Below are 26,613 nucleotides of genomic sequence, written 5' to 3' on the forward strand. Positions count from 1 at the left end.
AGGACCTGCCGCTAGAACCAGACAAGAAAAAAGCAAGGGAAGAGGTCCCTTGCTTCAGCTTATTTACCTAAAAAGTGCTTTTTAAAGAATGATAGTTGGAATTCAAGTGTAAGTGGGTCATTAAAATAGAATTCCTCTGCATTGGCTTCATACACACGATGTTTTTTGACAGCTGGGATGGACTTGTAAATTTCACTGTTTTGATAGGAATTGTCCATTTCGCTGTTTTTACTAATGATCATATAGTCTCCAGCAAATTCAGGAATGACCTCCTGTGAAACCGCGTAGTAGCCGGCTTTTAATGCTTTTTCTTTCACTTTCTCAGGCATTTTCAGTTTCATTGCTTGATAGAGAATTTCTGTTCCGCGGCCCCATGCATCTCCAAAAACGTAAAGATCTTTTGTGCCACTTTCAAAGACAGAAACTGTTGCATCTTTACCGATTTTTGCTTTGATTTCTTTTCCAGCTTCAGCTGCGCGTTTTTTGAAATCTTTTACCCAAGCTTTTGCTTCTTTTTCTTTGTTTAAAACTTTTCCAATTTCAATGTGCTGCTGAAGGTAATCAACTTTGTTATACGTAAACAAAACGGTTGGTGCGATTTTTTTGAGTTTTTCTACATTTTTAGTATTGCTTAAGCCAATGATGACATCAGGCTTTAGCTTCATGATTTTCTCTACATTTGTATCCGATACTTCTTCCACATTTTTCAATTCCTTTTGGAAACGCGGATTCTTTTTGGACCAAGAGTCAACGCCGACAAGGTTCACACCAAGTGACATGACATTCCCTGTGTAAGAGCCGAGCACAACAACACGTTTTGGATGCGCTGGCAGCTTCACAGGTCCATTTTCAGATTGATATGTAATTTTGTCTGATGATGCTGATTGATTTCCTTTATTTGAGGAAGAGCTGCTGCTATTGCCACATGCGCTCAATGCAAGTACAAAGATGAGCATCAGAGGGAACAATATTTTCTTCATGAATGTAGACTCCTTTGAAATCGGCACATAAGCCGGATATTGGTTGTATTAGTGATAATGATAATTATTATCACTTGGATATCATATCATAGGAATGTAGGCTGTTGTCAATGACATTTTGATAGCTGGTAATAAAAAATAAAGGGGGGATTTTCAATAAAAAAAGATCAAGGCAGCATGTGTCCTGATCTTTTTTCTTATTTAAACCAGCCTTTTTCTTTTGAGCGTGTAATGGCCTCGATGCGGTTTTTCACTTCCAGCTTATCTAAAATAATGGAAATGTAGTTCCGGACAGTGCCGCTTTTGATGCTGAGTTCTTTTGCAATTTCTTTTGTGTTTTTACCGTCTGCGACGAGTTCAAGGACCGATTTCTCTCGCTCTGTTAAAGGATTTTCATCACTATATAAGTCTTCCATCAATTCAGGGGCATACACCTTTTTCCCTTTCATCACACTGCGAATCGCACTTGCCAGCTCCTCGCTTGGACTGTCTTTCAGCATGTAGCCGCTGACGCCCGCTTTTAGCGCCCTTTGGAAATAACCGGAGCGGGCAAAGGTCGTTAAAATAATGATTTTCACATCTGATCCTTTGAGCTCTTCCGCTGCATCAAGTCCGGATTTTCCCGGCATTTCAATATCCATTAAGCAAATATCAACAGGGTGTGTGTTGGCAAAATCGATGGCATCTTGGCCATTCGTCCCTTTTCCAACAACCGTCATATCGTCTTCTAAATCGAGAAGTGAACCGAGTGCACCAAGCAGCATTTGCTGATCTTCTGCGATAAAGATGTTGATCATTTCATCCCCTCCTTTTCTTTTGCTGCTGAATCATTTGGAATGCTCATAATGAGCTTTGTCCCGTCTTTTGTTTCAATACGTAGGCGGCCATTTGCAAATTCCAATCTTTCTCTTATTCCTAAAAGGCCGTGACCCTTCATTTGAGAGGGCGGATTGTCGCCTTTAAATGTTCCGTCATCTTCAACGGTGATGATGGCTTCCTTTGACTTTTGGTGAATGGTGATTTTGCAAACCGTTGCATCACTATGTTTGACGACATTTGTCACCGCCTCTTTGATGCACATGCTCACAATGTTTTCGTTCAGAAGTGAGATGTGTTTCGGTGCTTCCTTTTCATCATAGATCAATTCAATTCCAGCTGCATCGAGAATTTGCTCGATGTTCGACATTTCCTCTTTGATTCGGATGCCCTTCATGGAGGAAACAATCTTCCGCACTTCATTGAGAGACGTTCTGGCGGTCTGCTGGACGCTTTTGAGTTCGGCACGAGCCTGTTCAGGGTCTTTATATACGAGTTTACGGGCAAGATCACTTTTTAACCCGATCAAAGAAAGCTTTTGTCCAAGGGTGTCATGGAGGTCGCGTGCAATGCGCTGCCTTTCTTCAAGCTTCACAAGATCAGCAATCCGCTCATTGGCATATTCTAATTTCTCCTCAAGCCGTTCACGTTCCTTCCTGCTCCGAATGCTGAGAGGAAGAAGAATGGCACTAATCAGGGTGATCACGACAAGAGGAATTTGTGTGAGAAACCAGCCCTTTTTTAAGATCAAACTAAAGTTCACCGCTATAGCAGCGCTCCCTAGATGAATATAGTATAAGATATAAAAAGGTACTTTTCTTTTAATATGCCCATTGAAATAGGCGATGCAAAAAGCGAAATAAATATAGCTGTAGAGCATCACATAACCAGTTGAAATAGCGATCAATAAAAGGCCGAAGACATATAATGACCAGCCTTTTGCGACAAAGGCAAAACGATACACAGCGAAAAAGACGACGTTCAAAATAATGCCGATCACAATACCTAAAGTCGAAGGTGTCTTAAGGATAAAATAGAAGGGCAGGATGAAAAAAATGGCCCATATATAGGGAGAAATCCCATGCAACTTTTGAATTTTAAACTGTTTTTTCATCCGTGTGCCACCTTTTCCGTTTTCGTTCTTTTTCCTTACTTTATCAAATTCAACTTATGGTTGCATCCTGTAAATGACAACAAGCTCCTTCTAGTGTAAGAAAGAGCTTGCACCAATTATGCATTTTTCTTTAGAATGTCTCCTTTAATGACAGGTGCGGGCATCTTCTTAGATTGCCGTGCTTCTTTAAAGGTAACGAATGCTTTCGTTTCTTCATCCCAAAGTCTAAATTTCATTGATTCAATACTTGTTTTTAAAGTGATGGTTGGAACATTTTGAAGCGGCTCACTATGATCATGTGCATGCTCCAAGTGATAATTCGGTACCCTCGGACTTAAATGATGGACATGGTGATAACCGATATTGCCTGTTAACCACTGAAGAAGCTTTGGCAATTTGTAAAAAGAACTGCCTTCTACCGCTGCCTGCACATAATTCCAATGTTCATCTGCTTCAAAGTAAGAATCCTCAAACGTATGCTGAACATAAAACAGCCATACACCAATTGATCCTGAGATCAGGAAGATTGGACCTTGGACGAGCAGGAACTCCTGCCAGCCAAAAAGAAGACACGTTGCAGCTGCTAGCGCAATGATGCTCACGTTTGTGAAATACGTGTTCCAGCGCTCTTTTTTACGAGCATTTTTGACGTTGAAACGGTTTTTTAAGAGAAAGACAAAGATCGGACCTAAAATAAACATCACAAAAGGGTTACGATAAAATCTGTAGCGAAATTTCGTCCATGCTGATGCTTCTTGATATTCTTTGACTGTCAGGAGCCAAATGTCGCCAGTACCTCGTTTGTCTAAATTACTACTTGTGGCATGGTGAATTGAATGATCTCTTTGCCATTGAAGATAAGGGAAAAGGGTGAGTACGCCCGTTAAAAAACCGAACAGGTGATTCAGCGGCTTCTGTTTGAAAAAGGATTGATGGCAGCAGTCGTGAAAAATAATAAAGACACGTACTAAAAAACCAGCTGCAATAACCGCAAAGAAGAGGGTTAAAAGGTAGGAGATGTTCAGGCTATAATAGGCAAGAAACCAAAGCCCCAAAAATGGAATGAATGTATTAAAGAGTTGAATGATACTTTTTTTCGAATTAGCACCAGAGAATTGGCCCACTTGTTTTCTTAAAGTGGCTTGCTGCTGTGTGTTTGTTGAAGTCGTCATGAACGTTCAAGTCCTTTCCGTTTCTTTCTACTTCAAAGTATAGAAGGAAAGGTGTCATGCTCATAGTAGCACCCATCATGTATTCAATATGACATTTGTCATGTTTGTCACCAAAAAGGCTGATGGGATACGGTTTTTGAGCTTATTTCATCATAAATAAAAAAAAGTAAAGGCGCTGGGCCTTCACTTTTTATGAACGAGCTTCATGTACTTTTAACTGCTTGCCTTTAATGGTAGTGTGGCGCATGGCATTCAGCACAAGAGGGCCTTTGCCGTTTAAAATATCGACATATGTTTTTGTATCTTGAATTGTAATAATCCCAATGTCATCAAAGGCAACGCCTTCTATTTTGGCAATGGTCCCAACGAAATCAACAGCCCTCAGCTTCTTTTTCTTCCCACCGTTAAAATAAAGCTTCATAATATCCTTCTCAACGCCTGCCTGTTTATTTTCCTTTTGAACAGGCGTTTCAATCTTTTCTTCAAAGCTTTCTACATGCTTTTCTGCTTCTTCTTTCGTTGGATAAGGCTGAGTTTGAAAGTCTATGCCGGCATCCTGCTTTAATTCATCAATGAGCGGCTTTGCATTCTTTGTCATAAACGCAATCGTTTTCCCGCTTTTCCCCGCTCTGCCTGTTCTGCCAGTCCGGTGAATATAGCGCTCTTTTTCATAAGGAAGATCATAATGAATGACATGTGTCATATCACTGACATCAATTCCCCGGGCTGCTATATCTGTTGCGATCAGATAACGGAATTCACCTTTTTTAAATTCATCCATCACATCAAAGCGGTCTTCCTGTCTCATGCCGCCATGAATTTTGTCACAGGGCACATCCCATTCGTCCAGCTTCATCGTGAGTTCATTCACCCGGTCTTGTGTATTACAGAAAATAATGCAGCTATCTGGATTTTCAATGACGATCGTACGCTGTAAAAGGGAGAATTTCGATTCTTCTTCCGTTTCAATCACGGTGTGGGTGATTTGCTGTACAGACGTTTCTTCACGTGCAATCTCAATGACTTTTGGTGATTGTAAAAACTGTTCGCTCAATTTCTTCATGTCATCAGACATTGTCGCTGAAAACAGCATCGACATGCGCTTTGGCGGCAGATACTGAATAATAGAAGAGACTTGATCGATAAATCCCATGTTCAGCATCTCATCCGCTTCATCTAACACGAAAAATTTGAGATTTTCTAAAGAAAGGGTGCCTTTCTCAAGGTGATCCAAAATGCGGCCTGGTGTCCCGCACACAATATGGTTTTTCTGTGAAAGCTCTACTTTCTGCGCTTGAAAAGGGGCTTTTCCATAAATGGCTGCGGCTTTGATTCGTTTGAATCGGCCAAGGCTTGTGAGGTCTTGTTTGACCTGCATGGCGAGCTCCCGTGTCGGAACGAGGATGAGGGCTTGAGGTTTATTTTCAGCCCAATCAACCATTTCACAAATCGGCAGACCATAGGCAGCAGTCTTGCCGCTGCCAGTCTGAGATTTGACGATTAAATCCTGCTTTGAAAAAGCAACGGATAATGTCTCGTGCTGAACGGGTGTAGGTGTATGGAAGTGAAGCGCTTCTAACGCTTGTTTCAATTCATCACTTAATGGATATTGATCAAAATGTTGTAATGTCATCGTGTTCTCCTTTTCGTACATTTATACTTGTGACATCATACCATAACCATAAGGGTGAATGAAAAGCCATAAAAAAAAGCCCCGTAAAGGAGCTTTCAGCGCGTGGACAAATTCTCAAAGGAATCTGCGTTTTACTTTTTCCCAGTAAGAGTTGTCTTTTAATTTCACCGTTTTAATGACTTTTCCTGAAAGGCCAATGTCAATTTGTTTGACGTGTTTTGTGCCGAGCGCTTCGTTATCAAGCCCGATTATTGGATGATCGTTTCCATCCTGCACTACCTTCAGCGTCAGCTTGCGGTCACTGCTCAAGATAAAAGGAGCGCCTAATGTACGGTACGAGTTATTATTCAGCGATGCAAGCTCTGTGACTTGCATACAAGGAAGCATCGGATCAACCACGGCGCCGCTCACGGATTTATTGTAGGCCGTTGAGCCAGTCGGAGTGGAAATAATCATGCCGTCGCCTCTAAAAGTTTCAAAGTGGAAATCATCTATATACACATCGATCACAAATGTTTTAATAATACTGGAACGGATTGACAGTTCATTTAAGCAATGGAACTGGTTTGTGCTGTCAACGCTTACATCGATGATCGGATATTTTCTCACTTCAAGCTGTTCAGTATTCATGGCATCAATCATTTTATCAAAATGTTCTAACGAGAAATCGCAGTATAGGTGCGTATTCTCTGATTTTGATACCCCTACATACAAGCAGTCATCCCGGAATTTTGTTTTACGTACTGCTTGAAGAAATGTGCCATCCCCGCCAATTGAAGCAATAATGTGGGCATCCTCTGCACGCTTGACGACGTGAAAACCCTGATCGGTAGCGAGCTTCTCGAGAGAAGAAATGTGTCCATCCAATTCATGATCTTTTTTGTAAAAGAAAAATACATTGCGACGATTGTCTGTCATTGACGTTCTCCCCTTTGCTGTCAAAAATAATTTTCAATGATAAAGGGCTTACATGAAAACCCTTGCTCACATTTTACACTTTTTTCATATGAAAGTAAAAACTTTAGAAAGAACCATCTGATGATCGGATTGCTTTATGAGAAATGAGTCGATGTGAGTGATTTGAAATGGCTGAATCCTGAGCATAATTGAATAGCCGTTTTCTCATGAAAGAATGGTTTAGGTGTTTCGTTGCGGTGAAGATCTAGCCTATTAGGTGCAGGGAGAGGATAAAAAAGCCAATTTTTCGTCATGCGCATGTCTAAGTAGACGACGTAAAGTTGATCGTTATTTAAGAGAGGTGCTATCATATGCCTACATGAAATGTAAAAAAACCACAATTCCTGTGAAACATTTCGTGTGGGCATTCGTATGAATGAAGTGAGATAAAAAGGAGGAGAAAAGATGAATGCGAAAAGATGGGTAGCACTAATTATTGCACTTGGTGTTTTCGGATTTTCAATTGTGATTAGTGTCACGATGGCCTTGTTCGATAGCTTCAATGACAATAAAATGAGCTATCAATTCGGGGATGAAATAGAAGAGAAGGTACTAGAGAATGGCAGCGGTGCAGGCAAGATTGCTGTACTTGAGATTAATGGAACCATTCAAGATAATGGCGGCGCATCGAGCCTATTAGGCGGAGAAGGTTATGATCATCGTGCATTCCTCAAGGAACTAGATAAAGCGAAAGAGGATGCTTCTGTAAAAGGTGTACTTCTGCGCGTAAACTCTCCTGGCGGCGGTGTCTATGAAAGTGCTGAAATACATAAAAAATTAGAAGAAGTGAAAAAAGCGAAGAAGCCGATTTACGTATCTATGGGTTCAATGGCAGCTTCAGGCGGCTACTACGTGTCAACTCCAGCGAAGAAAATCTTTGCTTCACCTGAAACATTAACAGGATCGTTAGGTGTCATCATGCAAAGCTTGAATTATTCAAAGCTGGCAGATAATTTGGGTATTAAATATGAAACGATTAAGAGCGGGAAATTCAAAGATATCATGTCTCCTAACCGTGATATGACAAAAGATGAGCGCAACATCATGCAAAGCATGGTCGATAACTCTTATGAAGGATTTGTCAAAGTGATCTCTGAAGGACGCGGCATGTCAAAACAGGAAGTCAAGAAAATTGCGGACGGCCGAGTATATGACGGGACACAAGCAAAATCGAACGGATTAGTCGATGAGCTTGGGTATTATGAAGATGCATTAAAAGCAATGAAGAAAAATGAAAAAGGCTTAAAAGGAGCAACAGTGGTCAGCTATTCTCAAAGCTTTGGCTGGAACTCTCTTTTCAACATGAGTGCAAGCAAGCTCTTTAAAAGCGAAATTGATTTTCTGAATTTAAAAGAAACACTGGCTGGCTCAAATGGGTCTAAACCGATGTATCTCTATTCAAAATAAAGGAGGGATCATAGATGGATTCTACATTCGATGAAGTAAGCGAAAGCCGCAGCCAAGAGGAAGAATCGAAGCCGGCCTTTGTGAAGCGCGCTTCAATTGAAGCGCAGGCGTTTGCAGGTTTTTGGATTAGATTTTGGGCATTTATTCTTGATTGGCTCGTCGTCTGGGGTGTAAACCATTTGACGGTTTCTCCAATCTTTAGTCTGTTTGGCTGGTCCAAAGGAGGGGGATGGTTTTCTCCGTTTTCCGTCACAACGACGATTGTATTCCTCCTTTATTTCGCCATCATGACGAAAATCTTTCAACAAACACTTGGCAAGATGGTATTTGGGATTAAAGTGGTCTCACTTCAGCCTGAGAAGAAGCTGGCATGGGATGTTATTTTCTTTAGAGAGATTGTGGGACGCTACATTAATACGATCTTTATTCTCTACGCTATCGTTGGGTTCTCACCGAAAAAGCAAGGGGTTCATGATTACTTTGCCGATACGGTGGTCGTTCATGAACATTTATATGAAAAAACAGAATCAAACGTATAATCAGAGGAGTTTGGCCGGGTACCGGTCAAACTCTTTTTTATTGATTGGGTATAAAATCCAGAATGAGAGCCATAATCGTAGGGGAAGCATCATTTGTTATGGAGGAAGTGAGCACAGTGCTTTACGTTTGGATCGCAGCGTTTTTGTTTCTTGTGATCTTGTTGATTTTCATGAAAGTAACCATTTCGCTGGACTATTCGCATACAAACGACAATGACCACATTGCACTGAAGGTCATCACCTTATATGGATTGGTCAGACTCAAAAAAGAGATTCCGATGGTGAGGGTCAATCCAGAAGACCAAACGATTGATATTCGTGAAAAGAAAATGAAGAGCGCTAAAAATCCTGATCACGAAAAAGAATCGATGCATAAAAAAGTAGGAAAACGTGATATGAAGCAGATCCTTCATCAAATGGAGCGCATCACAAAAGAGATTGTCGATTTAAACCGGATCATGCGCAAGTTCTTCATCCACGTAAAGATTGTCTCGTTTCACTGGTCGACATGGATCGGCTTTCAAGACGCCGCTTTAACAGGTGTAGCAGCCGGCGGTGTGTGGTCAGTTAAAGGAGCACTGCTTGCCTTTATGCAGGAGCATCTCACCTTTAAGCATAAACCGTTATATGAAGTCATCCCGGCCTTTCAGCACAATGTGTCACAGACTCAGTTTACATGTATAGCTTATTTTCGTATTGGACATGCTATGCTTGCAGCCATTCGTTTACTTGTCCATTGGTTAAAAGGGAGAAAGGCGAGAAAAAGCGCCTCTCTTCAAGCAACGAAGAATGAATCATCTGTTTAAGGAGGAACCCGAAAATGGCAGATCATCCAATCCAAGGTCTCATGAAGACAGCGATGGAAAACTTAAAAGAAATGATAGATGTGAATACAATCATCGGCGATCCAGTCGAAACCCCTGACGGCAGTGTCATTCTCACTGTGTCAAAGGTTGGTTTTGGATTTGCAGCCGGCGGCAGTGAATTTAACGGGAACCAAAAGAAAGAAAAGCGTTCTGATGAACAGGAACGAAAAGAGCCGAGACTCCCATTTGGCGGCGGAAGCGGCGGCGGGGTGTCGATTACACCAATCGCCTTCTTAATTGTAGGAACAAACGGAGTTCGAATGCTTCATTTGGATGAACACACACATCTGCTCGATAAAATATTGGATTCTGCTCCTCAAGCAATTGAACGTCTTCAGCACATGTTTAAGAAGGATGAGCGGGAGCACCGTCACAAAGAACGAAAACTAGATGACATAGACCTTTAAAAAGTTAGCTGCGCTGCAGTTAACTTTTTTTGCAAAATGGACGATTAGGCTTTGCAGTTTTTTGCTTTCTCTACTATGATAGAACCATACATTTGAAAAGGGAGGAATTGTTTTGGCATCGATCACATTTAAAGGAAGTCCTGTCACGCTTGTAGGAAATGAAGTAAAGGTAGGCGAGCAGGCTCCTGATTTTACGGTATTAACGAACTCACTTGGAGAAGTTTCACTTTCTGATTTAGCAGGAAAAGTGACGATCATCTCAGTGATTCCTTCTATTGATACAGGTGTGTGTGACGCACAAACAAGACGTTTCAATGAAGAGGCATCGGATTTAGGTCCGGTCAATATTTATACGATTAGTGCAGACCTTCCATTTGCACAAGCACGCTGGTGCGGAGCAAACGGAATTGAAAATGTCGAAACATTATCTGATCACAGAGATATGTCATTTGGTGAAGCATTCGGAGTGTATATGAAAGAATTGCGTTTATTGGCGCGCGCAGTCTTCGTATTAGACCCTAACGGAAAAGTGGTTTACACTGAATACGTAAGTGAAGCAACGAATCACCCAAATTATGAAAAAGCCATTGAAGCTGCAAAATCACTGTTATAAAAGCAGCATCGACAAGAGCTCCGGCTTCATCCTGGGGCTCTTTTCAATGAGAACATATAGCTTTTAACAAAGCGAGGAGAGAAAAGCATTGCAGAAAGATCAAGTAAGTACTATTTTTGAACTGCTCGATACAGCTTCTATTCGATTAAAAAAGGAACAGAGCATTTCCTATATTGAAGCATTGGCAGAAGCAGGAGAAGCCTTTTTCCAAGCAAATGATCGAAACGGTTTATTAAAGGATTTAATAGAGAAAGCAGATTTTGCTTCTTATGATCATGAGCAGATTCGTAAAGCGTTTCAGCTCGCCGTATTGAAAGGTCAAAAGGATATTTCTCATCCAAATCGCCAGATGACACCGGATACGATTGGACTGTTTGTCAGTTATTTGGTGAACAAATTTTTAGACGGTCAAAAAGAGCTTGTAGTCTTTGATCCAGCAGCGGGAACAGGAAACTTACTTCTTGCTGTTTTAAATAATCTCACTGCAGAAACAAAACGCGGCTTTGCGTCTGAAATTGATGATGTGCTCATTAAAATTGCTTGGGCCCAGGCGAATTTAGAGGAGAAAGAAGTTGAGCTTTTCCACCAGGACAGTCTTGAGCCGCTTCTGATCTCACCAGCAGATGTCACTGTATGCAGTCTCCCAGTCGGCTATTATCCAAATGATGAGCGTGCAGAAGACTTTGAATTAAAGGCAAAAGAAGGACATGCCTTTGCCCATTATTTATTCATTGAACAAAGCCTTCGCTACACAAAAGAAGGCGGCTTCTTATTCTTCATCATTCCAAACGATTTGTTTGAAGGAAAAGAGAGCGTACAATTAAAGGATTTCATCAAAGATCATGCGTATATGAATGCGTTAATTCAGCTGCCAGTGTCCATGTTTAAGGATAAAAAACACGCCAAAAGCTTATTTGTGATGCAAAAGAAAAAAGAAGGGCTGGAAGCACCAAAACGAATGCTGTTTGCCAATCTTCCATCTTTCTCACAGAAGGAAGCAATGGTCGGTGTGATGAGAAAATTAGACCAGTGGTTTATAGAAGAAAAAGAAACGAAAGAATAGCCAGAGTGATTTCTGGCTATTTTACTATTCAGAAAATAACGACTTATTGATGTAAGCGATAACAGTTTGAAGGTGCACTTGAAATGCAAAGTTTTCAATGTTTAAATGAAAAAGTCAGATATTTTTCGGACTTATCGTTAAACTATAAAAGACCCGTCAAACAGGTTGAATATAGCACCGGAAAAAACGTGAAACCTTATATAACAACTGAGTAAAAGGAGCGACAGTAATGTCCAAAATTATTGCAATCAACGCAGGAAGCTCATCTCTTAAATTCCAATTGTTCGACATGCCAGAAGAAACCGTTTTAACAAAAGGGCTTGTTGAAAGAATCGGAATGGACAACAGTATCTTCACGATCTCTGTAGATGGAGAAAAGAAAACAGAAGTGACAGATATTCCAGATCACGCAGTAGCGGTCAAAATGCTGCTTGAAAAACTAACTGAATTTCACATCATCAAAGACTTTAATGAAATTGATGGCGTAGGTCACCGCGTTGTTCACGGCGGAGAGAAATTCAGCGATTCTGTTCTTTTAACTGATGAAGTGATCAATGACATTGATCAGCTTTCAGAGCTTGCACCACTTCACAACCCTGCAAACGTTGTAGGAATCAAAGCTTTCAAACAAATTCTGCCTGACGTACCAGCGGTTGCTGTGTTCGATACAGCATTCCACCAAACTATGCCAGAGCAGTCTTACCTATACAGCCTTCCGTACGACTACTACAAAAACTTTGGTATTCGTAAATACGGATTCCACGGGACAAGCCACAAGTTCGTAACAGAGCGTGCAGCAGAGCTATTAGGCCGTCCACTAGAAGAGCTTCGTCTGATTTCTTGCCACCTTGGAAATGGTGCGAGTATCGCAGCAGTTGAAGGCGGAAAATCAATCGATACATCTATGGGCTTTACACCACTTGCTGGTGTTGCAATGGGGACACGTTCAGGTAACATTGACCCTGCCCTTATTCCATTCATTATGGAAAAAACAGGACATACTGCTGAAGAAGTGCTTTCTACTTTGAATAAGAAGAGTGGTCTTTTAGGTGTGTCTGGTCTGTCAAGTGATCTTCGTGATATCGAAGAAGCAACAGAAGAAGGAAACGACCGTGCAGAAGTTGCTCTTGATATTTTTGCGAGCCGTATTCATAAATATATCGGTTCTTATGCAGCAAGAATGAATGGCGTAGATGCGATCATCTTCACAGCTGGAATCGGTGAAAACAGTTCAGAAGTAAGAGCACGTGTACTTCGTGGTCTAGAATTCATGGGCGTTTACTGGGATCCTTCCCTAAACAACATGAGAGGCGAAGAAGCATTCATCAGCTACCCGCACTCTCCTGTAAAAGTGATCGTCATCCCTACAAACGAAGAAGTCATGATTGCAAGAGACGTTATGCGTTTAGCGTAATCAAGTTTGAGAAGCTCTTTTCCAATAAGGAAAAGAGCTTTTTTCTGTTAAAAGCAGCATGCTATAATGTTGTCCAATATGAAGCAAAAGGGAGCGGTGCGAAAGATGAGCGTGACAGAACATAAACATGAGGCGAAAGAAAGGCTTTATGTGAAAGTCATTACGGTCAGTGATACAAGAACGAAAGAAACAGACAAAAGCGGCCGTCTGATGATCGATTTGCTCAAAGAACAAGGACATCTTGTTCTTGCATACGATATCGTAAAAGATAATATTGGAGCCATTCAAGACGCTGTGCTGGAAGGAACAAGCGAAGCGAAAATAGACGCGGTCTTGTTAAATGGCGGGACAGGAATTGCCGCAAGGGATGTGACCATTGAAGCCATCACCCCTCTTTTTTCCAAGGAACTGCCTGGTTTTGGTGAAATCTTCCGCATGCTCAGTTATACAGAAGACATAGGTTCAGCCGCTATTTTGTCCCGGGCAACGGCAGGAGTCGTCAATCAAAAGGCTGTCTTTGCCACGCCGGGATCTACCGGAGCCGTTCGTTTAGCCATGACCAAACTTGTGATTCCAGAGCTTCCTCATGCCTTACGAGAGCTTGAAAAGGATCAAAAATAGCCCAAAATGACTCTGCCAAGAAAATTTGGCAGAGTTTTTTTCATAAAGGGGTTGAAAAAACAATTTTTCCTTGTTACAGTGTATACATACTAAATGCATGTTTATAAATTAAAACTTATTTTTATGCAAAAAACATTCACAGAATCAAAACAAGCGAGAGGAGCTTTTCAATCATGTCACAAAATAAAAAAGTCGTATTAGCATATTCCGGAGGTCTTGATACCTCTGTTGCAGTTAAATGGTTACAAGAGCAAGGATACGAAGTCGTTGCTTGCTGCCTAGACGTAGGTGAAGGAAAAGATTTAGCATTCGTTCAACAAAAAGCACTTCAAGTCGGAGCTGTTCAATCATACATGATTGACGCAAAAGAAGAATTTGCTGAAGAGTTTGCACTCACTGCATTACAAGCACACACAATGTATGAAGGAAAATATCCACTAGTATCTGCACTATCCCGTCCGCTTATTGCAAAAAAATTAGTGGAAGTGGCAGAAAAAGAAAATGCAGTAGCAGTTGCTCATGGATGTACTGGAAAAGGGAACGACCAAGTTCGTTTTGAAGTATCCATTAAAGCATTGAATCCAGACCTAGAAGTTCTTGCACCAGTGCGTGAATGGAAATGGTCTCGTGATGAAGAAATCGATTATGCACAAAAACACGGTATTCCAATTCCGATTAACTTAGACAGCCCATATTCAATCGACCAAAACCTTTGGGGCAGAAGTAACGAATGTGGCATTTTAGAAGATCCTTGGGCTGCGCCACCAGAGGGTGCATATGATCTGACAAATCCACTTGAAAAAACGCCTGACACACCTGAAATCATTGAAATCACGTTTGAAAAAGGAAAACCGACAGCCATTGATGGTATCCAGTATTCATTATCTGATCTCATCCTTCATTTAAATGAAGTCGCTGGACAGCATGGTGTTGGCAGAATCGATCACGTTGAAAACCGTCTTGTCGGCATCAAATCTCGTGAAGTGTACGAATGCCCAGGTGCTGTCACACTTCTAAAAGCGCATAAAGAGCTTGAAGACTTAACGCTTGTCAAAGAAGTCGCACACTTTAAACCAATCGTTGAACAAAAAATGGCTGAATTAATATACAACGGCTTATGGTTCTCACCGCTTAAAGAAGCACTAGATGCATTCTTACAAGAAACACAACAGAACGTAACGGGTGTTGTACGTGTGAAACTATTTAAAGGTCATGCCATTGTAGAAGGACGTAAATCACCATATTCACTTTATGATGAAAATCTAGCAACTTATACAAAAGCAGATGAATTCGATCATGATGCAGCTGTAGGATTTATTAATCTTTGGGGCTTACCGACAAAAGTAAACAGCATCGTGAATAAAAAGGAGCAGGTTAAAGCATGAAAAAGCTTTGGGGAGGCCGATTTCAAAAAACACCAGAAAAATGGGTCGATGAGTTTGGCGCATCCATTCATTTCGACAAACAATTAGTCAAAGAAGATCTGACCGGCTCCCTTGCTCATGCAAGTATGCTGAATAAATGCGGTATCCTCGGCGATGAGGAGGCCGCTGCCATCAAAGATGGACTAAATACGCTCATGAAAAAGGCAGAGGCGGATGAACTGGAATTCTCAGTCGATTATGAGGACATTCATTTAAACCTTGAAAAAATGCTCATTGATGAGATTGGTCCGCTTGGCGGCAAATTGCACACAGCGAGAAGCCGGAATGATCAAGTTGCAACCGATATGCATTTATATTTGAATAACCAAGTCGAGCATATTATTGAACTGATCTCTTCCTTTCAAACGGTGCTTGTAGAAAAGGCAGAACAGCACGTTGAAACGATTTTTCCAGGATATACGCACCTGCAGCGTGCACAGCCTATTTCCTTTGCCCATCATATGCTCGCCTATTTCTGGATGTTTGAGCGTGACAAAGCGCGTTTCCAAGATTCATTAAAGCGAATTAACGTGTCTCCACTTGGATGTGGTGCGTTAGCAGGAACGACATTCCCGATTGATCGTGAATATACAGCAGAGCAGCTTGGCTTTGACTACATTTACGAAAATAGCCTCGATGGTGTAAGTGACCGGGACTTCATTTTAGAGTTTTTATCTAATAGCAGTCTTGTGATGATGCACCTCTCACGTTTTTGTGAGGAAATCATTTTATGGTGTTCGCAAGAATTCAAATTCATTGAACTCGATGACACGTATGCAACAGGCAGCAGCATGATGCCGCAGAAGAAAAACCCAGATATGGCTGAATTAATCCGTGGGAAAACAGGCCGCGTGTATGGCAATCTGATGGGGCTTCTCACGATTATGAAAGGCTTGCCGCTTACGTATAACAAAGACCTGCAAGAAGATAAGGAAGGCATGTTTGATACAGTGAAAACCATCGCTGGCAGCCTGCAAATTTTCACAGGTATGATTCAAACGATGACAGTGAACGAAGATGTCATGAAAAAGGCAACAAAAGAAGATTTCTCAAATGCGACAGAAGTGGCAGACTACCTTGCGAAAAAAGGCATGCCATTCCGTGAAGCACACGAAATCGTTGGCAAGCTTGTGTATACATGTATTCAAAAAGGCATCTATCTAAGTGATCTATCTTTTGAATCATTCACAGAAGCAAGCGAGCTTTTTGAACGAGACATTTACACTGTTCTTGATCCATATGTTGCTGTTGAAAAAAGAACAAGTGCAGGCGGAACTGGATTCAAACAAATTCAGCTCGCTTTAGAAAAAGCAAAAGCATGCCTGGCGTAACTTATGAAAACCATTCGTTTATACGGATGGTTTTTTTGTCATGGAAAAAGGAGATTGATAATCATTGGAGAAATGAAAGCATACCTGCGTCAAGCAGAAGAGGGAGTGACAGCAGATCATGAAGAAAACGCTTGAGGCTTTGTTTCATCAACCAATCGTATCAGTGAAAGCGTTAGGAGAACAATATGATGGACGGGCTAATGATGTGTGGCTGATCTCCTTACAAGATAAAACGGAATATGTAGTCAAATCTCCTAAAACTGCAAGAGAAGAAAGTGAATTTGTGTCTGGGATCAAAATGATCTATGGAGTAGATGACCGTACTGTACAAGAGCATATTGATCAAATCAATCAAAAGCTGTCTCATACGCATTCCTTTCATATTCCAGAAGTTGTTCGTAAAGTGAAGAAGGCAGGGAGACAATTTTATGTAATGGAAAAAGTAGAAGGAACACCTTTCACATCTTTTGAGGGACGTTCATCAGACTTTTATAAGGATTATGGGAGGAAATTAGCACAGCTTCATTCATATCGTACTGACTTTTTTGGTGCAGTATACGGAGCTGAAAAGAAGCATTTGCGAGAATTCCATGCTGTGTTAAAAAAGGCTGTATCCAAACTCATAGGCCGCTATTACGCTGATCAGCCTGAATTTCACTGTTATGCAGAAATTGCGCTGCAAAAGATTGAAAAGCTAAGGCCTCCTGATTCAGCCAGTCTCATTTTAATTGATTTAGATCCGTCTCAATATATTGAAAAAGATGATCAAGTGACGAGTTTAGTTGATACATAATATGTCGTATATGGACCAGCTGCGTTTGATTTTATTGCATTGGAATACCTTTTGACGAAAGAAGCTGCCCGCTATGTTCAATTGGGCTATGAAGAGATTTGCCCGCTTCCTCGTGATCTTCATGAGGTGAGAGAGTGCTATCGTTTTGTTTCTCTGCTGCTCGATATCCATGGCTCATGGGATTTGAAAAAATGGATGAATCACCCTATACTGTTTGACTCATATCGATAAAGGGTTCATAAGTGCGCCAGATGCCGGTATATAGTAAAGTAAAGATAACAAAAGAAACACGTGAACTTGCAACCTTTGCTTTAGGAGGAGATTGTGTGCGACACGCATTAATAACAGCGGGTTCTAAAGGACTTGGCCGGAAAGTCACCGAGTCTTTACTGAATATGGGGTATTCTGTGACAGTGAATTATCGAAGTGATGATGAAGCTGTCCGGCAAATGAAAGAAGAATTACAGCAGTACGAAGATAAGCTTCAATTTGTCCAAGGTGATGTGACAAAAAAAGAAGATTTAAAAAACATGGTAGAGCTGGCAGCAGAGCGATTTGGGCGGATTGATGCCTTGATTAACAATGCCGGTCCTTATATTTTTGAACGAAAAAAATTGGCGGATTACTCTGAAGATGAATGGTATCAAATGATGGAAGGCAACCTATCAGCAGTATTCCATTTGTTCCGAATGGTCATCCCAATGATGAGAAAACAAGGCTTTGGCCGCATTATCACTTATGGCTTCCAAGGTGCAGACCATGCGCCAGGCTGGATGCACAGATCAGCCTTTGGAGCGGCAAAAGTGGGTCTTGCGTCATTGACGAAAACCATTGCGATTGAAGAAGCCGAAAATGGCATCACCGCCAATATGGTGTGTCCAGGCAAAATCGTTGGAGACATGAAAGAATCGACAATAGAGGAAGCCCGTCAAATCAAAGACGATGAAACGCCGATAGGCAGGTCTGGCACTGGAGAGGATATTGGACGTATCATATCATTTCTATGCGATGACCGTTCAGATCTCATTACAGGGACCGTCATTGAAGCAACAGGTGGTCTTAACGTGATTCACAGGCATTAAGTTTTTCAGCTTTTTATAGAGGGAATAAATGATATGAGATCAAAATTTGAAAGGTGGATATACTTACATGAAAGCTACATATCATGGACATTCAGTTGTACACATTGAAACAAACGGATACCATATTTGGATTGATCCATTTTTAAATGGAAATAAGCATACAGAGATTAAACCGCAAGATGTGAAAGCGGATGTCATTTTACTGACACATGGACATGGAGATCACCTTGGTGACACGATTGAAATTGCTAAAAATAATGACGCTCTCGTCGTTGCGCCAAATGAGCTTGCCGTTTATTTAAGCTGGCAAGGGGTGAAAACGCACCCGCTTCATATCGGCGGCGGACGTGAGTTTGAATTTGGTAAAGTGAAGCTCACGCAAGCGTTTCATGGTTCAGCTGTCATTGATGAAGAAACGAAAACAATTACGTATACAGGCATGCCATCAGGTATTTTATTCACGGCAGAGGGCAAAACGATTTATCATGCTGGAGACACCGCGCTCTTTTCAGATATGAAGCTGATCGGTGAACTGAATCATATTGACCTTGCCTTTCTTCCAATCGGGGATAACTTCACGATGGGACCGGAAGATGCAAGAATCGCAGCAGAATGGCTGCGTGCAAAGCAGGTCGTTCCGATTCACTACAGCACATTCCCGCCAATTGAACAGGATCCGCATGCCTTTGCAGACAGCCTGCATGGCGGCGTCGGTCATGTGTTAAACAGCGGGGAATCAATCGAGATTTAATCCTCATATGAAAGAAGCTGGCACACAAATGCCGGCTTTTTTATTTGCCTTCATCTGCCGAAAGAAAAGACAAATTGCTATTAAAAGCCTCCTGCCCTTATAATGAAACATAGATGAAAACGCTGAAAACAAAAAGGGTGAACGGGATTGGCGACAAAGCATGAGCAAATTTTATCGTATATTGATTCATTAGATGTCGGAGAGAAAATTTCTGTCCGGCGCATAGCGAAAGAAATGAAAGTGAGTGAAGGCACCGCTTACCGGGCCATCAAAGATGCTGAAAATAAAGGATTCGTCAGTACCATTGAACGAGTCGGCACCATTCGAATTGAACAAAAGAAAAAAGAAAATATTGAAAAACTGACATATGCAGAAGTGGTCAATGTCATTGATGGACAGGTCCTTGGAGGACGCGCCGGCTTACATAAAACGTTAAATAAATTTGTTATCGGAGCGATGGAGCTGGACGCAATGATGCGCTATACGGCAGCTGGCAACCTGCTCATCGTCGGAAACCGAATCAATGCCCACAGACAGGCATTAGAGGCAGGGGCGGCTGTGCTGGTCACAGGCGGATTCTCAACAGATGATGAAATCATTCAGCTCGCAGATGAGCTGGAGCTGCCGATTTTATCGACAAGCTACGATACATTTACCGTAGCGGCTCTCATTAACAGAGCCATTTATGACCAATTAATTAAAAAAGAAATTGTGCTTGTAGAAGATATTTTAACGCCGATTGAACGCACCGTGTATTTATCACCAGAGGATAAGCTTGAAAAATGGTATGAAAAGAATTATGAAACTGGTCACGGCCGTTTCCCGGTCGCAGATGATCAAATGAAGATTCACGGAATCCTCACCTCAAAGGATATTGCGGGGCATGACCGCTCCACACCGATTGAAAAAGTGATGACGAAAAATCCGCTGACGGTCATTGGCAAAACATCTGTCGCCTCAGCTGCACAAATGATGGTGTGGGAAGGCATTGAGGTGCTGCCAGTTGTGGATGATCATGCGAAGCTGATTGGTATGATCAGCCGTCAGGATGTACTCAAGGCGCTCCAAATGATTCAAAAGCAGCCGCAGGTCGGAGAAAAGCTGGATGATGTTGTCTCAAGAGGATTTAAAGAAGCCGATACAGAGAAACCAAAAGCAGATGCGGTTTATCAATACGAGGTCACCCCGCAAATGACGAACCAGCTTGGAAACATTTCATATGGAGTGTTCACACAAATTTTAATCGAATCAGCCAACCGCTTCTTAAAATCTCATAAAAAGGGCGAACTGATCGTTGAGAGTCTTTCTGTCTACTTTTTAAAACCAGTCCAAATGGAATCCACAATCCAGATTAAGCCGAATATTTTAGAAGTAGGACGCAAGTTTGGAAAGCTGGAAGTCGAGGTGTACCATCAATCGAATATCGTAGGAAAAGCGATGCTGATGGTGCAGCTGATGGAAAGAGGATAATGATAAAAAGGGCGAACTCATGTCGCCCCTTTCCTTATTACGCGTGATCTTTTTCGCCTTCCTTTAAAAAGAGCGGAAGATAGTGCTTGTAGGCTTTATACCCAGCCCATGTACTGCCGATACCAACAGCAACAAAAATAAATCCGATGACAAATGCAAGTGACGAGCGGTTTAAAAATAATTGATTCACACCGAAGAGCAGGACAAAGCAGCCAAGGGCCATACTGGATTTCGCCGACCAGAATTTTTTCTCGACTGGCCGGTTCGTACGGACATTTTTTGCTTTGTAGTATAAATAAAACATGGCAGAACAAATAATAAACACAATCAAAACAAGCATGTGCCAAGCCTCCATTGTAAGTGGTTACAACCCTATTTTAAACGTAAATAGGCTTGCTTACTAGAATAAATTGTCTATTCCTCACTTTTCCGTCACGATAGATTATGATTTAATAATAAAAAGAGTATCGCATGAGAAGGAGTTTTTATGAAAAAAGAACTGATTAGAACCATATCATTATATGACACCATCATCATCCATAGACATGTAAGACCAGATCCAGATGCGTATGGATCGCAGTGCGGCCTTACGGAAATCTTGCGTGCCACCTATCCAGAAAAAAATATTTATGCGACAGGAACGCCTGAGCCATCCCTTTCATTTTTATATGAACTCGATGAGGTACCAGACGACGTGTATAAAGGGGCCCTTGTCATTGTCTGTGATACGGCCAATCAAGCAAGAATCGATGATCAGCGCTATTTAATGGGCGATAAGCTGATGAAAATCGACCATCACCCGAATGAAGATCCTTATGGTGATTTGCTTTGGGTGGATACAGAGGCAAGCTCTGTGAGCGAGATGATTTATGAATTGTACTTAGAGGGGAAAGAAGAAGGATATCAGCTGAATACAAAGGCAGCTGAATTGATCTATGCCGGCATTGTAGGAGACACAGGCCGCTTCCTTTTCCCAAACACAACGAAAAAGACACTCAAATATGCAGGGGAACTGATCGAATATCCATTTTCATCTTCAGATCTTTTCAATCAATTGTATGAGACAGATTTGAATGTCGTGAAATTAAATGGCTATATTTTTCAACATATTTCTTTGTCAGAGAACGGGGTTGCATCTGTTTTCATTAAGCGTGAAATTTTGGAATCGTTCCAAACAACAGCGCAGCAGGCCTCACAGCTTGTTGGGACACTAGGAAATATTGCAGGCATTAAGGCATGGGTCTTTTTTGTGGAAGAAAACGATCAGATTCGTGTGAGATTCCGCTCTAAAGGCGTCGTCATTAACACCATTGCGAAAAAATATCATGGCGGCGGCCACCCGCTTGCAGCCGGTGCATCCATTTATGATTGGGCAGTAGCAGATGAGATTTTGCGTGATTTAGAGGAAGTATGTAAATCATCATCATAAGAGAGGAGGGATACTTAAGTCCCTTCTCTCTTTTTTGTCATGGAGAAAAGGGTTACTTGCATACAGGGATAAACCAGCAGCCGATGTCTGTTGAATCTTCATAGGCTTGGAGATTTTGATGCTTTAATTCTTTTTTAATTAAATGAGCCATCATTTCTGTCTCAGCATAAGCACACATCCCGTCTTTGATCCGGCTTGCTTTGTCTCGTGCCATTTGACGATAGCTGTAAACCTCCATTGTCCTCACCTCTTTCTATTTAAGATCTCGTTCTACTTTTAGTGTATAAAAATGAAGCGTGAAAAGAAATCATTGAGGGCAGAAATTCATAAAAATTCCACAACCTCTTTATTCAGCAAATGAAATACGTACTTCAAGTGAAAGCTTCGTATAAATTGTCAGCTCTGTCACTTTCGCGCGATATGCCTTTTCCCGAATGGTATATTCTTTATTTTCCACTGTCCGTTTTAGTAATTCCTTTGTTTTATAGACACTTTCAATATCTTTTGTAATGACTTCTGAGATATCCTCCTTGACCTGATCTTCAAACTTTAGCGTATCTGGCTCTGGGATTTTATATTGCTCACGATTCACGAGATGAACATCTACGCTTTGGATCAGCAGCCGCTTCTTATTATCCTCATTTAACTTATGCAAATCTTCCCGATAGAGTGTGATTTGTTCTTTCAGACTGTCCATATGATGCTGCTGGCTTCTCAGCAGTGTCACTTGTTTTTCCTGAAAGGTTCCGTAAGTAAAGAGAAAAATAAGCCAGCTTACAATCGCACCAAACATCATTCCTGCAAAAAAACGCTGCCAGCCTGGGCGTTTATACAGCTCCGGCACCCTCATGATGACACATGCTCCTGGGTGAGCCACGTAATAATGAGATACCCCGTTTGTGCACCGCCCATGGCAGAGATGATTAATAAAATCTGCTTGAAAATATCACGCGTGTTTCCTTCAAAAATGCCTCGTTCAAAGCTATATACAGCATCAAATGTTCCGCCGATAGCGGCGACAAGCGCCCAAATCTTTAAACGGTTGGCAAGACTAGTAATAATGGATAAAGGCGGCTGACCAGATAAATACGCACCAACGCCGCCTATGATAGCACCACCCAAGATGACCCCTAGGGCGATAAAATAACAGCTGATAAAATTCGGAATAAAAGCTTCCTTCACATCCATTTTGTCCACCTCACTCTATTCAATATATGGCGTGTGCTGGACAAGTATGAACGGACAGAAAAGAAAGAACATTTGTTTCTCATCGCATCGCGTTTTATAATGAAAGAATGACTTTAGACGAAAGGAGTGGATTAAGCATGTCTTATGTTCATCTTCAGGTCCACAGTGGATACAGCTTGTTAAGCAGTGCAGCTAAAGTAAAGGAGCTTGTGCTGAAAGCAAAAGAACTTGGCTGCAAGGCGCTCGCACTTACCGATGACCATGTGATGTATGGCACGGTTGAATTTTATAAGGAATGTAAAAAACATGGCATCAAGCCGGTTATCGGTTTAACAGCTTCTGTCTTCGTAGATGAACAAGAGACAGAGGCTTATCCCTTGGTACTCCTTGCAAAAAACAATGAAGGCTATCAAAACCTAATCAAAATCAGCAGTGTGCTGAAATCAAAATCAAAAGCCGGATTGAAAGAGAAATGGCTCAAAAGCTATCACCGCGGGCTCATTGCCATCACACCAGGCGCATCTGGGTATATTGAAACGCTTTTGCAGCATGATCAGTTAGAAGAAGCGCGTGAAGCCGCCAAACAATTGCAGCATATATTCGGCGAGGGACATGTGTATATCGCACTTCAGCCATTTCAGCAGGACGAATCGCTCGCCGGCAAACTGCGGGACGTCTCACAAAGTGCAGACATTCCTCTTGTTGCGACGGGTGATGTTCACTATATCAATCGAGAAGACAAAATGGCTTATACGTGCTTAAAGGCGATTAAAGCAGGTAAGCAGCTTTCAGAGATAGAGGAAGACCGAGGAGAAAAGCATTTCAGAACCTTTGAAGAAATGTTGGAATGGTATAGAGATGATCGAGAGCTGCTGACAAGAACGGTGGAGATTGCAAACCGCTGTGAAGTTGATTTAAATCTTGGGCAGACAAAACTTCCATCCTATCCGACTCCTGATCAATCAACAGCAGATCAGTTTTTACGCAGAGTGTGTGCAGAAGGGATGAAGCAAAGAAAGATTGCTTCAAATGACATGTATGTCAAAAGGCTTGAATATGAGCTGAGCATTATCCAAAAAATGAATTTCAGTGATTATTTTCTCATTGTGTGGGATTTTATGAAGTATGCGCATGACAAAGGGATTGTCACAGGCCCTGGAAGGGGATCAGCAGCGGGTTCACTTGTTGCGTATGTTCTGTTTATTACGGATGTCGATCCGATCCGTCACGGTCTTTTATTTGAGCGTTTCTTAAATCCAGAGCGGATCAGCATGCCAGATATTGATATTGATTTCCCCGACACGAGAAGAGATGAAATCATTTCTTATGTAAAAGACAAATACGGAGACATGCATGTGGCGCAAATTGTCACGTTTGGAACACTTGCAGCAAAAGCTGCTTTAAGGGATGTTGGACGTGTGATGGGAATTGATTCAAAGGCAGCGGACCGTCTTGCCAAGCTGATTCCATCAAAGCCAGGAACGACGCTGAAAGAAGCGGTGACTGCATCTTCTGAATTAAAAACGATGCTTCAGCAATCCGAAGAGCTTCGAAAGGTCTTCCAAACTGCTTTAAAGGTAGAAGGCTTGCCGAGGCACACCTCGACACATGCAGCTGGCGTTGTGCTGAGCGAAGAGCCGCTGACAGAGGTCGTTCCGATTCAAGACGGCCATGAAGGTGTGTATTTAACGCAGTATGCCATGAATTATTTAGAAGATCTTGGACTTTTAAAGATGGATTTCTTAGGGCTCAGAAACTTAACATTAATTGAATCCATTAAAAACCAGATTGAAAGACAGGAAAACGTCCACATTAACTTTAGTGACATTTCATATGAAGATCAAAAAACGTTTGAATTGTTATCCGCGGGAGATACAACTGGAATATTCCAGCTTGAATCACAGGGGATGCGTCAGGTGCTGAGACGCCTGAAGCCGTCTAGTTTAGAAGACATCGTGGCGGTCAATGCTCTCTATCGTCCAGGTCCAATGGAAAATATCCCGCTTTTTATCGACCGAAAGCATGGCAGAGTCAAGGTCTCCTATCCTCATCCTGATTTGTATGACATATTAAAGGATACATATGGGGTCATCGTCTATCAGGAGCAAATCATGCTGATTGCATCGAAGATGGCTGGTTTTCAGCTGGGCGAGGCAGATCTATTAAGAAGAGCTGTTTCAAAGAAGGATAAACAGGTCCTGGATGAAGAGCGAAGCCATTTTGTTGAAGGATGCCTAAAAAAGGAGTATCCTGTTAACATTGCAAATGACGTTTATGACTTAATCGTCAAATTTGCAAACTATGGTTTTAATAGAAGCCATGCTGTTGCATATAGCATGATTGGCTTTCAGCTTGCTTATTTAAAAGCGCATTATCCGTTATATTTTATGTGCGGTCTTTTAACGAGTGTAATTGGAAATGAAGACAAAGTTGCTCAATATTTCTATGAGGCGAAGGAAAAAGGGATATCTGTGTTGAAGCCTTCTATTAATAAGAGCGAGTTTCCATTTACGGTTGAAAAAGGGGAGATCCGCTACAGCTTAAGAGCGATCAAAAATGTCGGAGTGTCAGCTGTAAAGGATATATACAGAGCAAGACAGGAAAAGCCGTTTGAAGATTTATTTGATTTTTGCGCAAGAGTATCACCAAAGAGTGTCAACCGAAAAACGATTGAAGCGCTCATTTTTTCAGGGGCGATGGATGAGTTTTATCCCAATCGTGCTTCGTTATTAGCATCGATAGATATCGCGTTAGATCACGTGTCATTTTTAAATCCAGAGGATCAGTTGGACTTTCTTGGGGATACAACCTTCTCCATTAAGCCAAAATATGCGGAGATAGAAGAAATGCCGCTTGTTGATCTCCTGCAATTTGAAAAAGAGGCACTCGGGTTATATTTATCAAATCACCCAGTACAAGCATACCGAGACCGCTTAAGAGAGAATGGTGCAGTGGAAATCATCAGGCTTTCTTCCTATATTAAGCGTAAAATATCAATGGGTGGTCTTTTGACAAAAGTGAAATCGATTCGGACAAAAAATGGACAATCGATGGCATTTGTGACATTTGGGGATGAAACGGGAGAAATGGAAGGCGTCGTCTTTCCAGAGCAATTTAGAAAGCTGTCCCCCTTACTTGAGGAGGGCAACATGCTTTATGTTGAAGGCAGAGTAGAAGTCAGAAATGACAGCAGTCAAATCATCGTGCAAGAAGCTGCTTTGCTGGAAGAGATGGACGAAAAAAGAAAAGAGTCTGTCTACATTCGTGTGAAAGAAGAGAATCATACGCAGGAGCTGCTAGAGCAAGTAAAACGAGTCATCTCAATGCACAGCGGAGAAGCAGATGTCTATTTGTATTATGAGAAGCAAAAAAAGACGATGAGACTTCCAGATGCATACAAAGTTCAGGCAGATCATGCTGTGATTTTCCAGTTAAAAGAGCTGCTCGGTGAACAAAACGTTGTGATTAAATGATGACAAATCGCCTGAATATGTTTTACAAATTCACCTATTGTGTTATCATTTTAAAGATTCTGTTTATTTA

General features: G+C 41.6%; 27 protein-coding genes. 17 read left to right on the plus strand and 10 right to left on the minus strand.

Annotated elements, in window-relative coordinates; translation table 11 throughout:
• Positions 1–59: 59 nt before the first annotated feature.
• From BAE31_RS09325 to BAE31_RS09350, 6 genes are all read right to left on the minus strand, one after another.
• The gene (locus BAE31_RS09325; RefSeq protein ID WP_041107242.1) at positions 60–980 is read right to left on the minus strand and encodes an iron-hydroxamate ABC transporter substrate-binding protein; all 921 of its coding nucleotides are present in this window, start codon (positions 978–980) and stop codon (positions 60–62) included.
• Between the two features lie 197 nt (positions 981–1,177).
• Positions 1,178–1,777, minus strand: coding sequence for a response regulator transcription factor (locus BAE31_RS09330; RefSeq protein WP_076840296.1), 600 nt, complete (start codon positions 1,775–1,777; stop codon positions 1,178–1,180).
• The gene (locus BAE31_RS09335) at positions 1,774–2,910 is read right to left on the minus strand and encodes a sensor histidine kinase (RefSeq protein ID WP_076840297.1); all 1,137 of its coding nucleotides are present in this window, start codon (positions 2,908–2,910) and stop codon (positions 1,774–1,776) included. Before BAE31_RS09335 ends, BAE31_RS09330 begins: the two co-directional genes overlap by 4 nt.
• 116 nt (positions 2,911–3,026) lie before the next feature.
• Complete coding sequence (gene desA, locus BAE31_RS09340; protein WP_041107238.1) at positions 3,027–4,082, minus strand: Delta(5) desaturase DesA; 1,056 nt, start codon at positions 4,080–4,082, stop codon at positions 3,027–3,029.
• A 190-nt stretch (positions 4,083–4,272) separates the two neighbouring features.
• A complete protein-coding gene (locus BAE31_RS09345) occupies positions 4,273–5,715 on the minus strand; it encodes a DEAD/DEAH box helicase (RefSeq protein WP_041107236.1) in 1,443 nt (480 codons plus the stop codon).
• 114 nt (positions 5,716–5,829) lie between these two features.
• Positions 5,830–6,633: an NAD kinase gene (locus tag BAE31_RS09350; RefSeq protein ID WP_034279604.1), complete on the minus strand. Its 804-nt coding sequence runs from the start codon at positions 6,631–6,633 to the stop codon at positions 5,830–5,832.
• A gap of 444 nt (positions 6,634–7,077) precedes the next feature.
• Between BAE31_RS09350 and sppA the strand changes: the two genes are divergently transcribed.
• The 15 genes from sppA to BAE31_RS09420 all read left to right on the plus strand — a co-directional run bounded on the left by sppA (position 7,078) and on the right by BAE31_RS09420 (position 20,453).
• Positions 7,078–8,079: a signal peptide peptidase SppA gene (gene sppA, locus BAE31_RS09355; RefSeq protein WP_024424813.1), complete on the plus strand. Its 1,002-nt coding sequence runs from the start codon at positions 7,078–7,080 to the stop codon at positions 8,077–8,079.
• A gap of 14 nt (positions 8,080–8,093) precedes the next feature.
• Entirely contained in the window at positions 8,094–8,618 is a 525-nt protein-coding gene (locus tag BAE31_RS09360; RefSeq protein WP_024424812.1) for an RDD family protein, read from the plus strand.
• Between the two features lie 98 nt (positions 8,619–8,716).
• Complete coding sequence (locus tag BAE31_RS09365) at positions 8,717–9,424, plus strand: DUF2953 domain-containing protein (protein WP_076840298.1); 708 nt, start codon at positions 8,717–8,719, stop codon at positions 9,422–9,424.
• A gap of 14 nt (positions 9,425–9,438) precedes the next feature.
• Positions 9,439–9,891: a GerW family sporulation protein gene (gene ytfJ, locus BAE31_RS09370; RefSeq protein WP_007501733.1), complete on the plus strand. Its 453-nt coding sequence runs from the start codon at positions 9,439–9,441 to the stop codon at positions 9,889–9,891.
• A gap of 112 nt (positions 9,892–10,003) precedes the next feature.
• Positions 10,004–10,504 (plus strand): thiol peroxidase, encoded by a 501-nt coding sequence (tpx, locus tag BAE31_RS09375; RefSeq protein ID WP_041107231.1) that lies wholly within the window; start codon positions 10,004–10,006, stop codon positions 10,502–10,504.
• An 88-nt stretch (positions 10,505–10,592) separates the two neighbouring features.
• Positions 10,593–11,567, plus strand: a complete 975-nt coding sequence (locus BAE31_RS09380; RefSeq protein ID WP_041107229.1) for a class I SAM-dependent methyltransferase — start codon at positions 10,593–10,595, stop codon at positions 11,565–11,567.
• 229 nt (positions 11,568–11,796) lie between these two features.
• Positions 11,797–12,981 (plus strand): acetate kinase, encoded by a 1,185-nt coding sequence (locus tag BAE31_RS09385; protein ID WP_024424808.1) that lies wholly within the window; start codon positions 11,797–11,799, stop codon positions 12,979–12,981.
• 105 nt (positions 12,982–13,086) lie between these two features.
• Complete coding sequence (locus BAE31_RS09390; protein ID WP_076840299.1) at positions 13,087–13,602, plus strand: MogA/MoaB family molybdenum cofactor biosynthesis protein; 516 nt, start codon at positions 13,087–13,089, stop codon at positions 13,600–13,602.
• A gap of 173 nt (positions 13,603–13,775) precedes the next feature.
• Positions 13,776–14,987, plus strand: coding sequence for an argininosuccinate synthase (locus tag BAE31_RS09395; RefSeq protein WP_024424806.1), 1,212 nt, complete (start codon positions 13,776–13,778; stop codon positions 14,985–14,987).
• Positions 14,984–16,357, plus strand: a complete 1,374-nt coding sequence (gene argH, locus BAE31_RS09400; RefSeq protein ID WP_076840300.1) for an argininosuccinate lyase — start codon at positions 14,984–14,986, stop codon at positions 16,355–16,357. Before BAE31_RS09395 ends, argH begins: the two co-directional genes overlap by 4 nt.
• A gap of 118 nt (positions 16,358–16,475) precedes the next feature.
• Positions 16,476–17,150 carry a phosphotransferase gene (locus tag BAE31_RS09405; RefSeq protein WP_249895858.1) on the plus strand — a complete coding sequence of 225 codons (675 nt, stop codon included), beginning with the start codon at positions 16,476–16,478 and terminating at the stop codon, positions 17,148–17,150.
• A gap of 51 nt (positions 17,151–17,201) precedes the next feature.
• A complete protein-coding gene (locus tag BAE31_RS19920; protein ID WP_249895859.1) occupies positions 17,202–17,381 on the plus strand; it encodes a hypothetical protein in 180 nt (59 codons plus the stop codon).
• 95 nt (positions 17,382–17,476) lie between these two features.
• Positions 17,477–18,232, plus strand: a complete 756-nt coding sequence (locus BAE31_RS09410; protein WP_034279624.1) for an SDR family oxidoreductase — start codon at positions 17,477–17,479, stop codon at positions 18,230–18,232.
• 67 nt (positions 18,233–18,299) lie between these two features.
• Positions 18,300–18,983: a metal-dependent hydrolase gene (locus BAE31_RS09415; RefSeq protein ID WP_076840301.1), complete on the plus strand. Its 684-nt coding sequence runs from the start codon at positions 18,300–18,302 to the stop codon at positions 18,981–18,983.
• A 147-nt stretch (positions 18,984–19,130) separates the two neighbouring features.
• Entirely contained in the window at positions 19,131–20,453 is a 1,323-nt protein-coding gene (locus BAE31_RS09420; RefSeq protein WP_024424801.1) for a CBS domain-containing protein, read from the plus strand.
• A 37-nt stretch (positions 20,454–20,490) separates the two neighbouring features.
• Here BAE31_RS09420 and BAE31_RS09425 read toward each other — a convergent pair whose 3' ends face one another.
• Positions 20,491–20,793: a YtpI family protein gene (locus BAE31_RS09425; RefSeq protein WP_003216665.1), complete on the minus strand. Its 303-nt coding sequence runs from the start codon at positions 20,791–20,793 to the stop codon at positions 20,491–20,493.
• 147 nt (positions 20,794–20,940) lie between these two features.
• Here BAE31_RS09425 and BAE31_RS09430 point away from each other — a divergent pair, with 147 nt between their 5' ends.
• Entirely contained in the window at positions 20,941–21,882 is a 942-nt protein-coding gene (locus tag BAE31_RS09430) for a DHH family phosphoesterase (protein WP_024424800.1), read from the plus strand.
• 52 nt (positions 21,883–21,934) lie between these two features.
• Here the strand turns inward: BAE31_RS09430 and BAE31_RS09435 are convergent, their stop codons facing one another.
• The 3 genes from BAE31_RS09435 to ytrH form a co-directional block, all read right to left on the minus strand.
• On the minus strand, positions 21,935–22,120 hold the full coding sequence (locus BAE31_RS09435; protein WP_003216400.1) for a YtzJ family protein: 186 nt from the start codon (positions 22,118–22,120) through the stop codon (positions 21,935–21,937).
• Between the two features lie 108 nt (positions 22,121–22,228).
• Entirely contained in the window at positions 22,229–22,732 is a 504-nt protein-coding gene (ytrI, locus tag BAE31_RS09440) for a sporulation membrane protein YtrI (protein ID WP_003216226.1), read from the minus strand.
• Positions 22,729–23,070 (minus strand): sporulation membrane protein YtrH, encoded by a 342-nt coding sequence (gene ytrH / locus BAE31_RS09445; RefSeq protein ID WP_024424798.1) that lies wholly within the window; start codon positions 23,068–23,070, stop codon positions 22,729–22,731. The genes ytrI and ytrH overlap by 4 nt, the downstream gene beginning before the upstream one ends.
• 137 nt (positions 23,071–23,207) lie before the next feature.
• Between ytrH and dnaE the strand changes: the two genes are divergently transcribed.
• Entirely contained in the window at positions 23,208–26,543 is a 3,336-nt protein-coding gene (dnaE, locus tag BAE31_RS09450; RefSeq protein ID WP_076840302.1) for a DNA polymerase III subunit alpha, read from the plus strand.
• Positions 26,544–26,613: the final 70 nt, after the last annotated feature.

Source organism: Bacillus sp. I-2 (assembly GCF_001974945.1).
GTDB lineage: Bacteria > Bacillota > Bacilli > Bacillales > Bacillaceae > Bacillus > Bacillus safensis.

What these genes read in the sequence shown, in the direction of transcription:
- BAE31_RS09325 (WP_041107242.1), bottom strand. Translation starts at nt 980, where the DNA reads ATGAAGAAAATATTGTTCCCTCTGATGCTCATCTTTGTACTTGCATTG.
- BAE31_RS09330 (WP_076840296.1), bottom strand. Translation starts at nt 1,777, where the DNA reads ATGATCAACATCTTTATCGCAGAAGATCAGCAAATGCTGCTTGGTGCA.
- BAE31_RS09335 (WP_076840297.1), bottom strand. Translation starts at nt 2,910, where the DNA reads ATGAAAAAACAGTTTAAAATTCAAAAGTTGCATGGGATTTCTCCCTAT.
- desA (WP_041107238.1), bottom strand. Translation starts at nt 4,082, where the DNA reads ATGACGACTTCAACAAACACACAGCAGCAAGCCACTTTAAGAAAACAA.
- BAE31_RS09345 (WP_041107236.1), bottom strand. Translation starts at nt 5,715, where the DNA reads ATGACATTACAACATTTTGATCAATATCCATTAAGTGATGAATTGAAA.
- BAE31_RS09350 (WP_034279604.1), bottom strand. Translation starts at nt 6,633, where the DNA reads ATGACAGACAATCGTCGCAATGTATTTTTCTTTTACAAAAAAGATCAT.
- sppA (WP_024424813.1), top strand. Translation starts at nt 7,078, where the DNA reads ATGAATGCGAAAAGATGGGTAGCACTAATTATTGCACTTGGTGTTTTC.
- BAE31_RS09360 (WP_024424812.1), top strand. Translation starts at nt 8,094, where the DNA reads ATGGATTCTACATTCGATGAAGTAAGCGAAAGCCGCAGCCAAGAGGAA.
- BAE31_RS09365 (WP_076840298.1), top strand. Translation starts at nt 8,717, where the DNA reads ATGGAGGAAGTGAGCACAGTGCTTTACGTTTGGATCGCAGCGTTTTTG.
- ytfJ (WP_007501733.1), top strand. Translation starts at nt 9,439, where the DNA reads ATGGCAGATCATCCAATCCAAGGTCTCATGAAGACAGCGATGGAAAAC.
- BAE31_RS09385 (WP_024424808.1), top strand. Translation starts at nt 11,797, where the DNA reads ATGTCCAAAATTATTGCAATCAACGCAGGAAGCTCATCTCTTAAATTC.
- BAE31_RS09390 (WP_076840299.1), top strand. Translation starts at nt 13,087, where the DNA reads ATGAGCGTGACAGAACATAAACATGAGGCGAAAGAAAGGCTTTATGTG.
- BAE31_RS09395 (WP_024424806.1), top strand. Translation starts at nt 13,776, where the DNA reads ATGTCACAAAATAAAAAAGTCGTATTAGCATATTCCGGAGGTCTTGAT.
- argH (WP_076840300.1), top strand. Translation starts at nt 14,984, where the DNA reads ATGAAAAAGCTTTGGGGAGGCCGATTTCAAAAAACACCAGAAAAATGG.
- BAE31_RS09405 (WP_249895858.1), top strand. Translation starts at nt 16,476, where the DNA reads ATGAAGAAAACGCTTGAGGCTTTGTTTCATCAACCAATCGTATCAGTG.
- BAE31_RS09415 (WP_076840301.1), top strand. Translation starts at nt 18,300, where the DNA reads ATGAAAGCTACATATCATGGACATTCAGTTGTACACATTGAAACAAAC.
- BAE31_RS09425 (WP_003216665.1), bottom strand. Translation starts at nt 20,793, where the DNA reads ATGCTTGTTTTGATTGTGTTTATTATTTGTTCTGCCATGTTTTATTTA.
- BAE31_RS09430 (WP_024424800.1), top strand. Translation starts at nt 20,941, where the DNA reads ATGAAAAAAGAACTGATTAGAACCATATCATTATATGACACCATCATC.
- BAE31_RS09435 (WP_003216400.1), bottom strand. Translation starts at nt 22,120, where the DNA reads ATGGAGGTTTACAGCTATCGTCAAATGGCACGAGACAAAGCAAGCCGG.
- ytrI (WP_003216226.1), bottom strand. Translation starts at nt 22,732, where the DNA reads ATGAGGGTGCCGGAGCTGTATAAACGCCCAGGCTGGCAGCGTTTTTTT.
- ytrH (WP_024424798.1), bottom strand. Translation starts at nt 23,070, where the DNA reads ATGGATGTGAAGGAAGCTTTTATTCCGAATTTTATCAGCTGTTATTTT.
- dnaE (WP_076840302.1), top strand. Translation starts at nt 23,208, where the DNA reads ATGTCTTATGTTCATCTTCAGGTCCACAGTGGATACAGCTTGTTAAGC.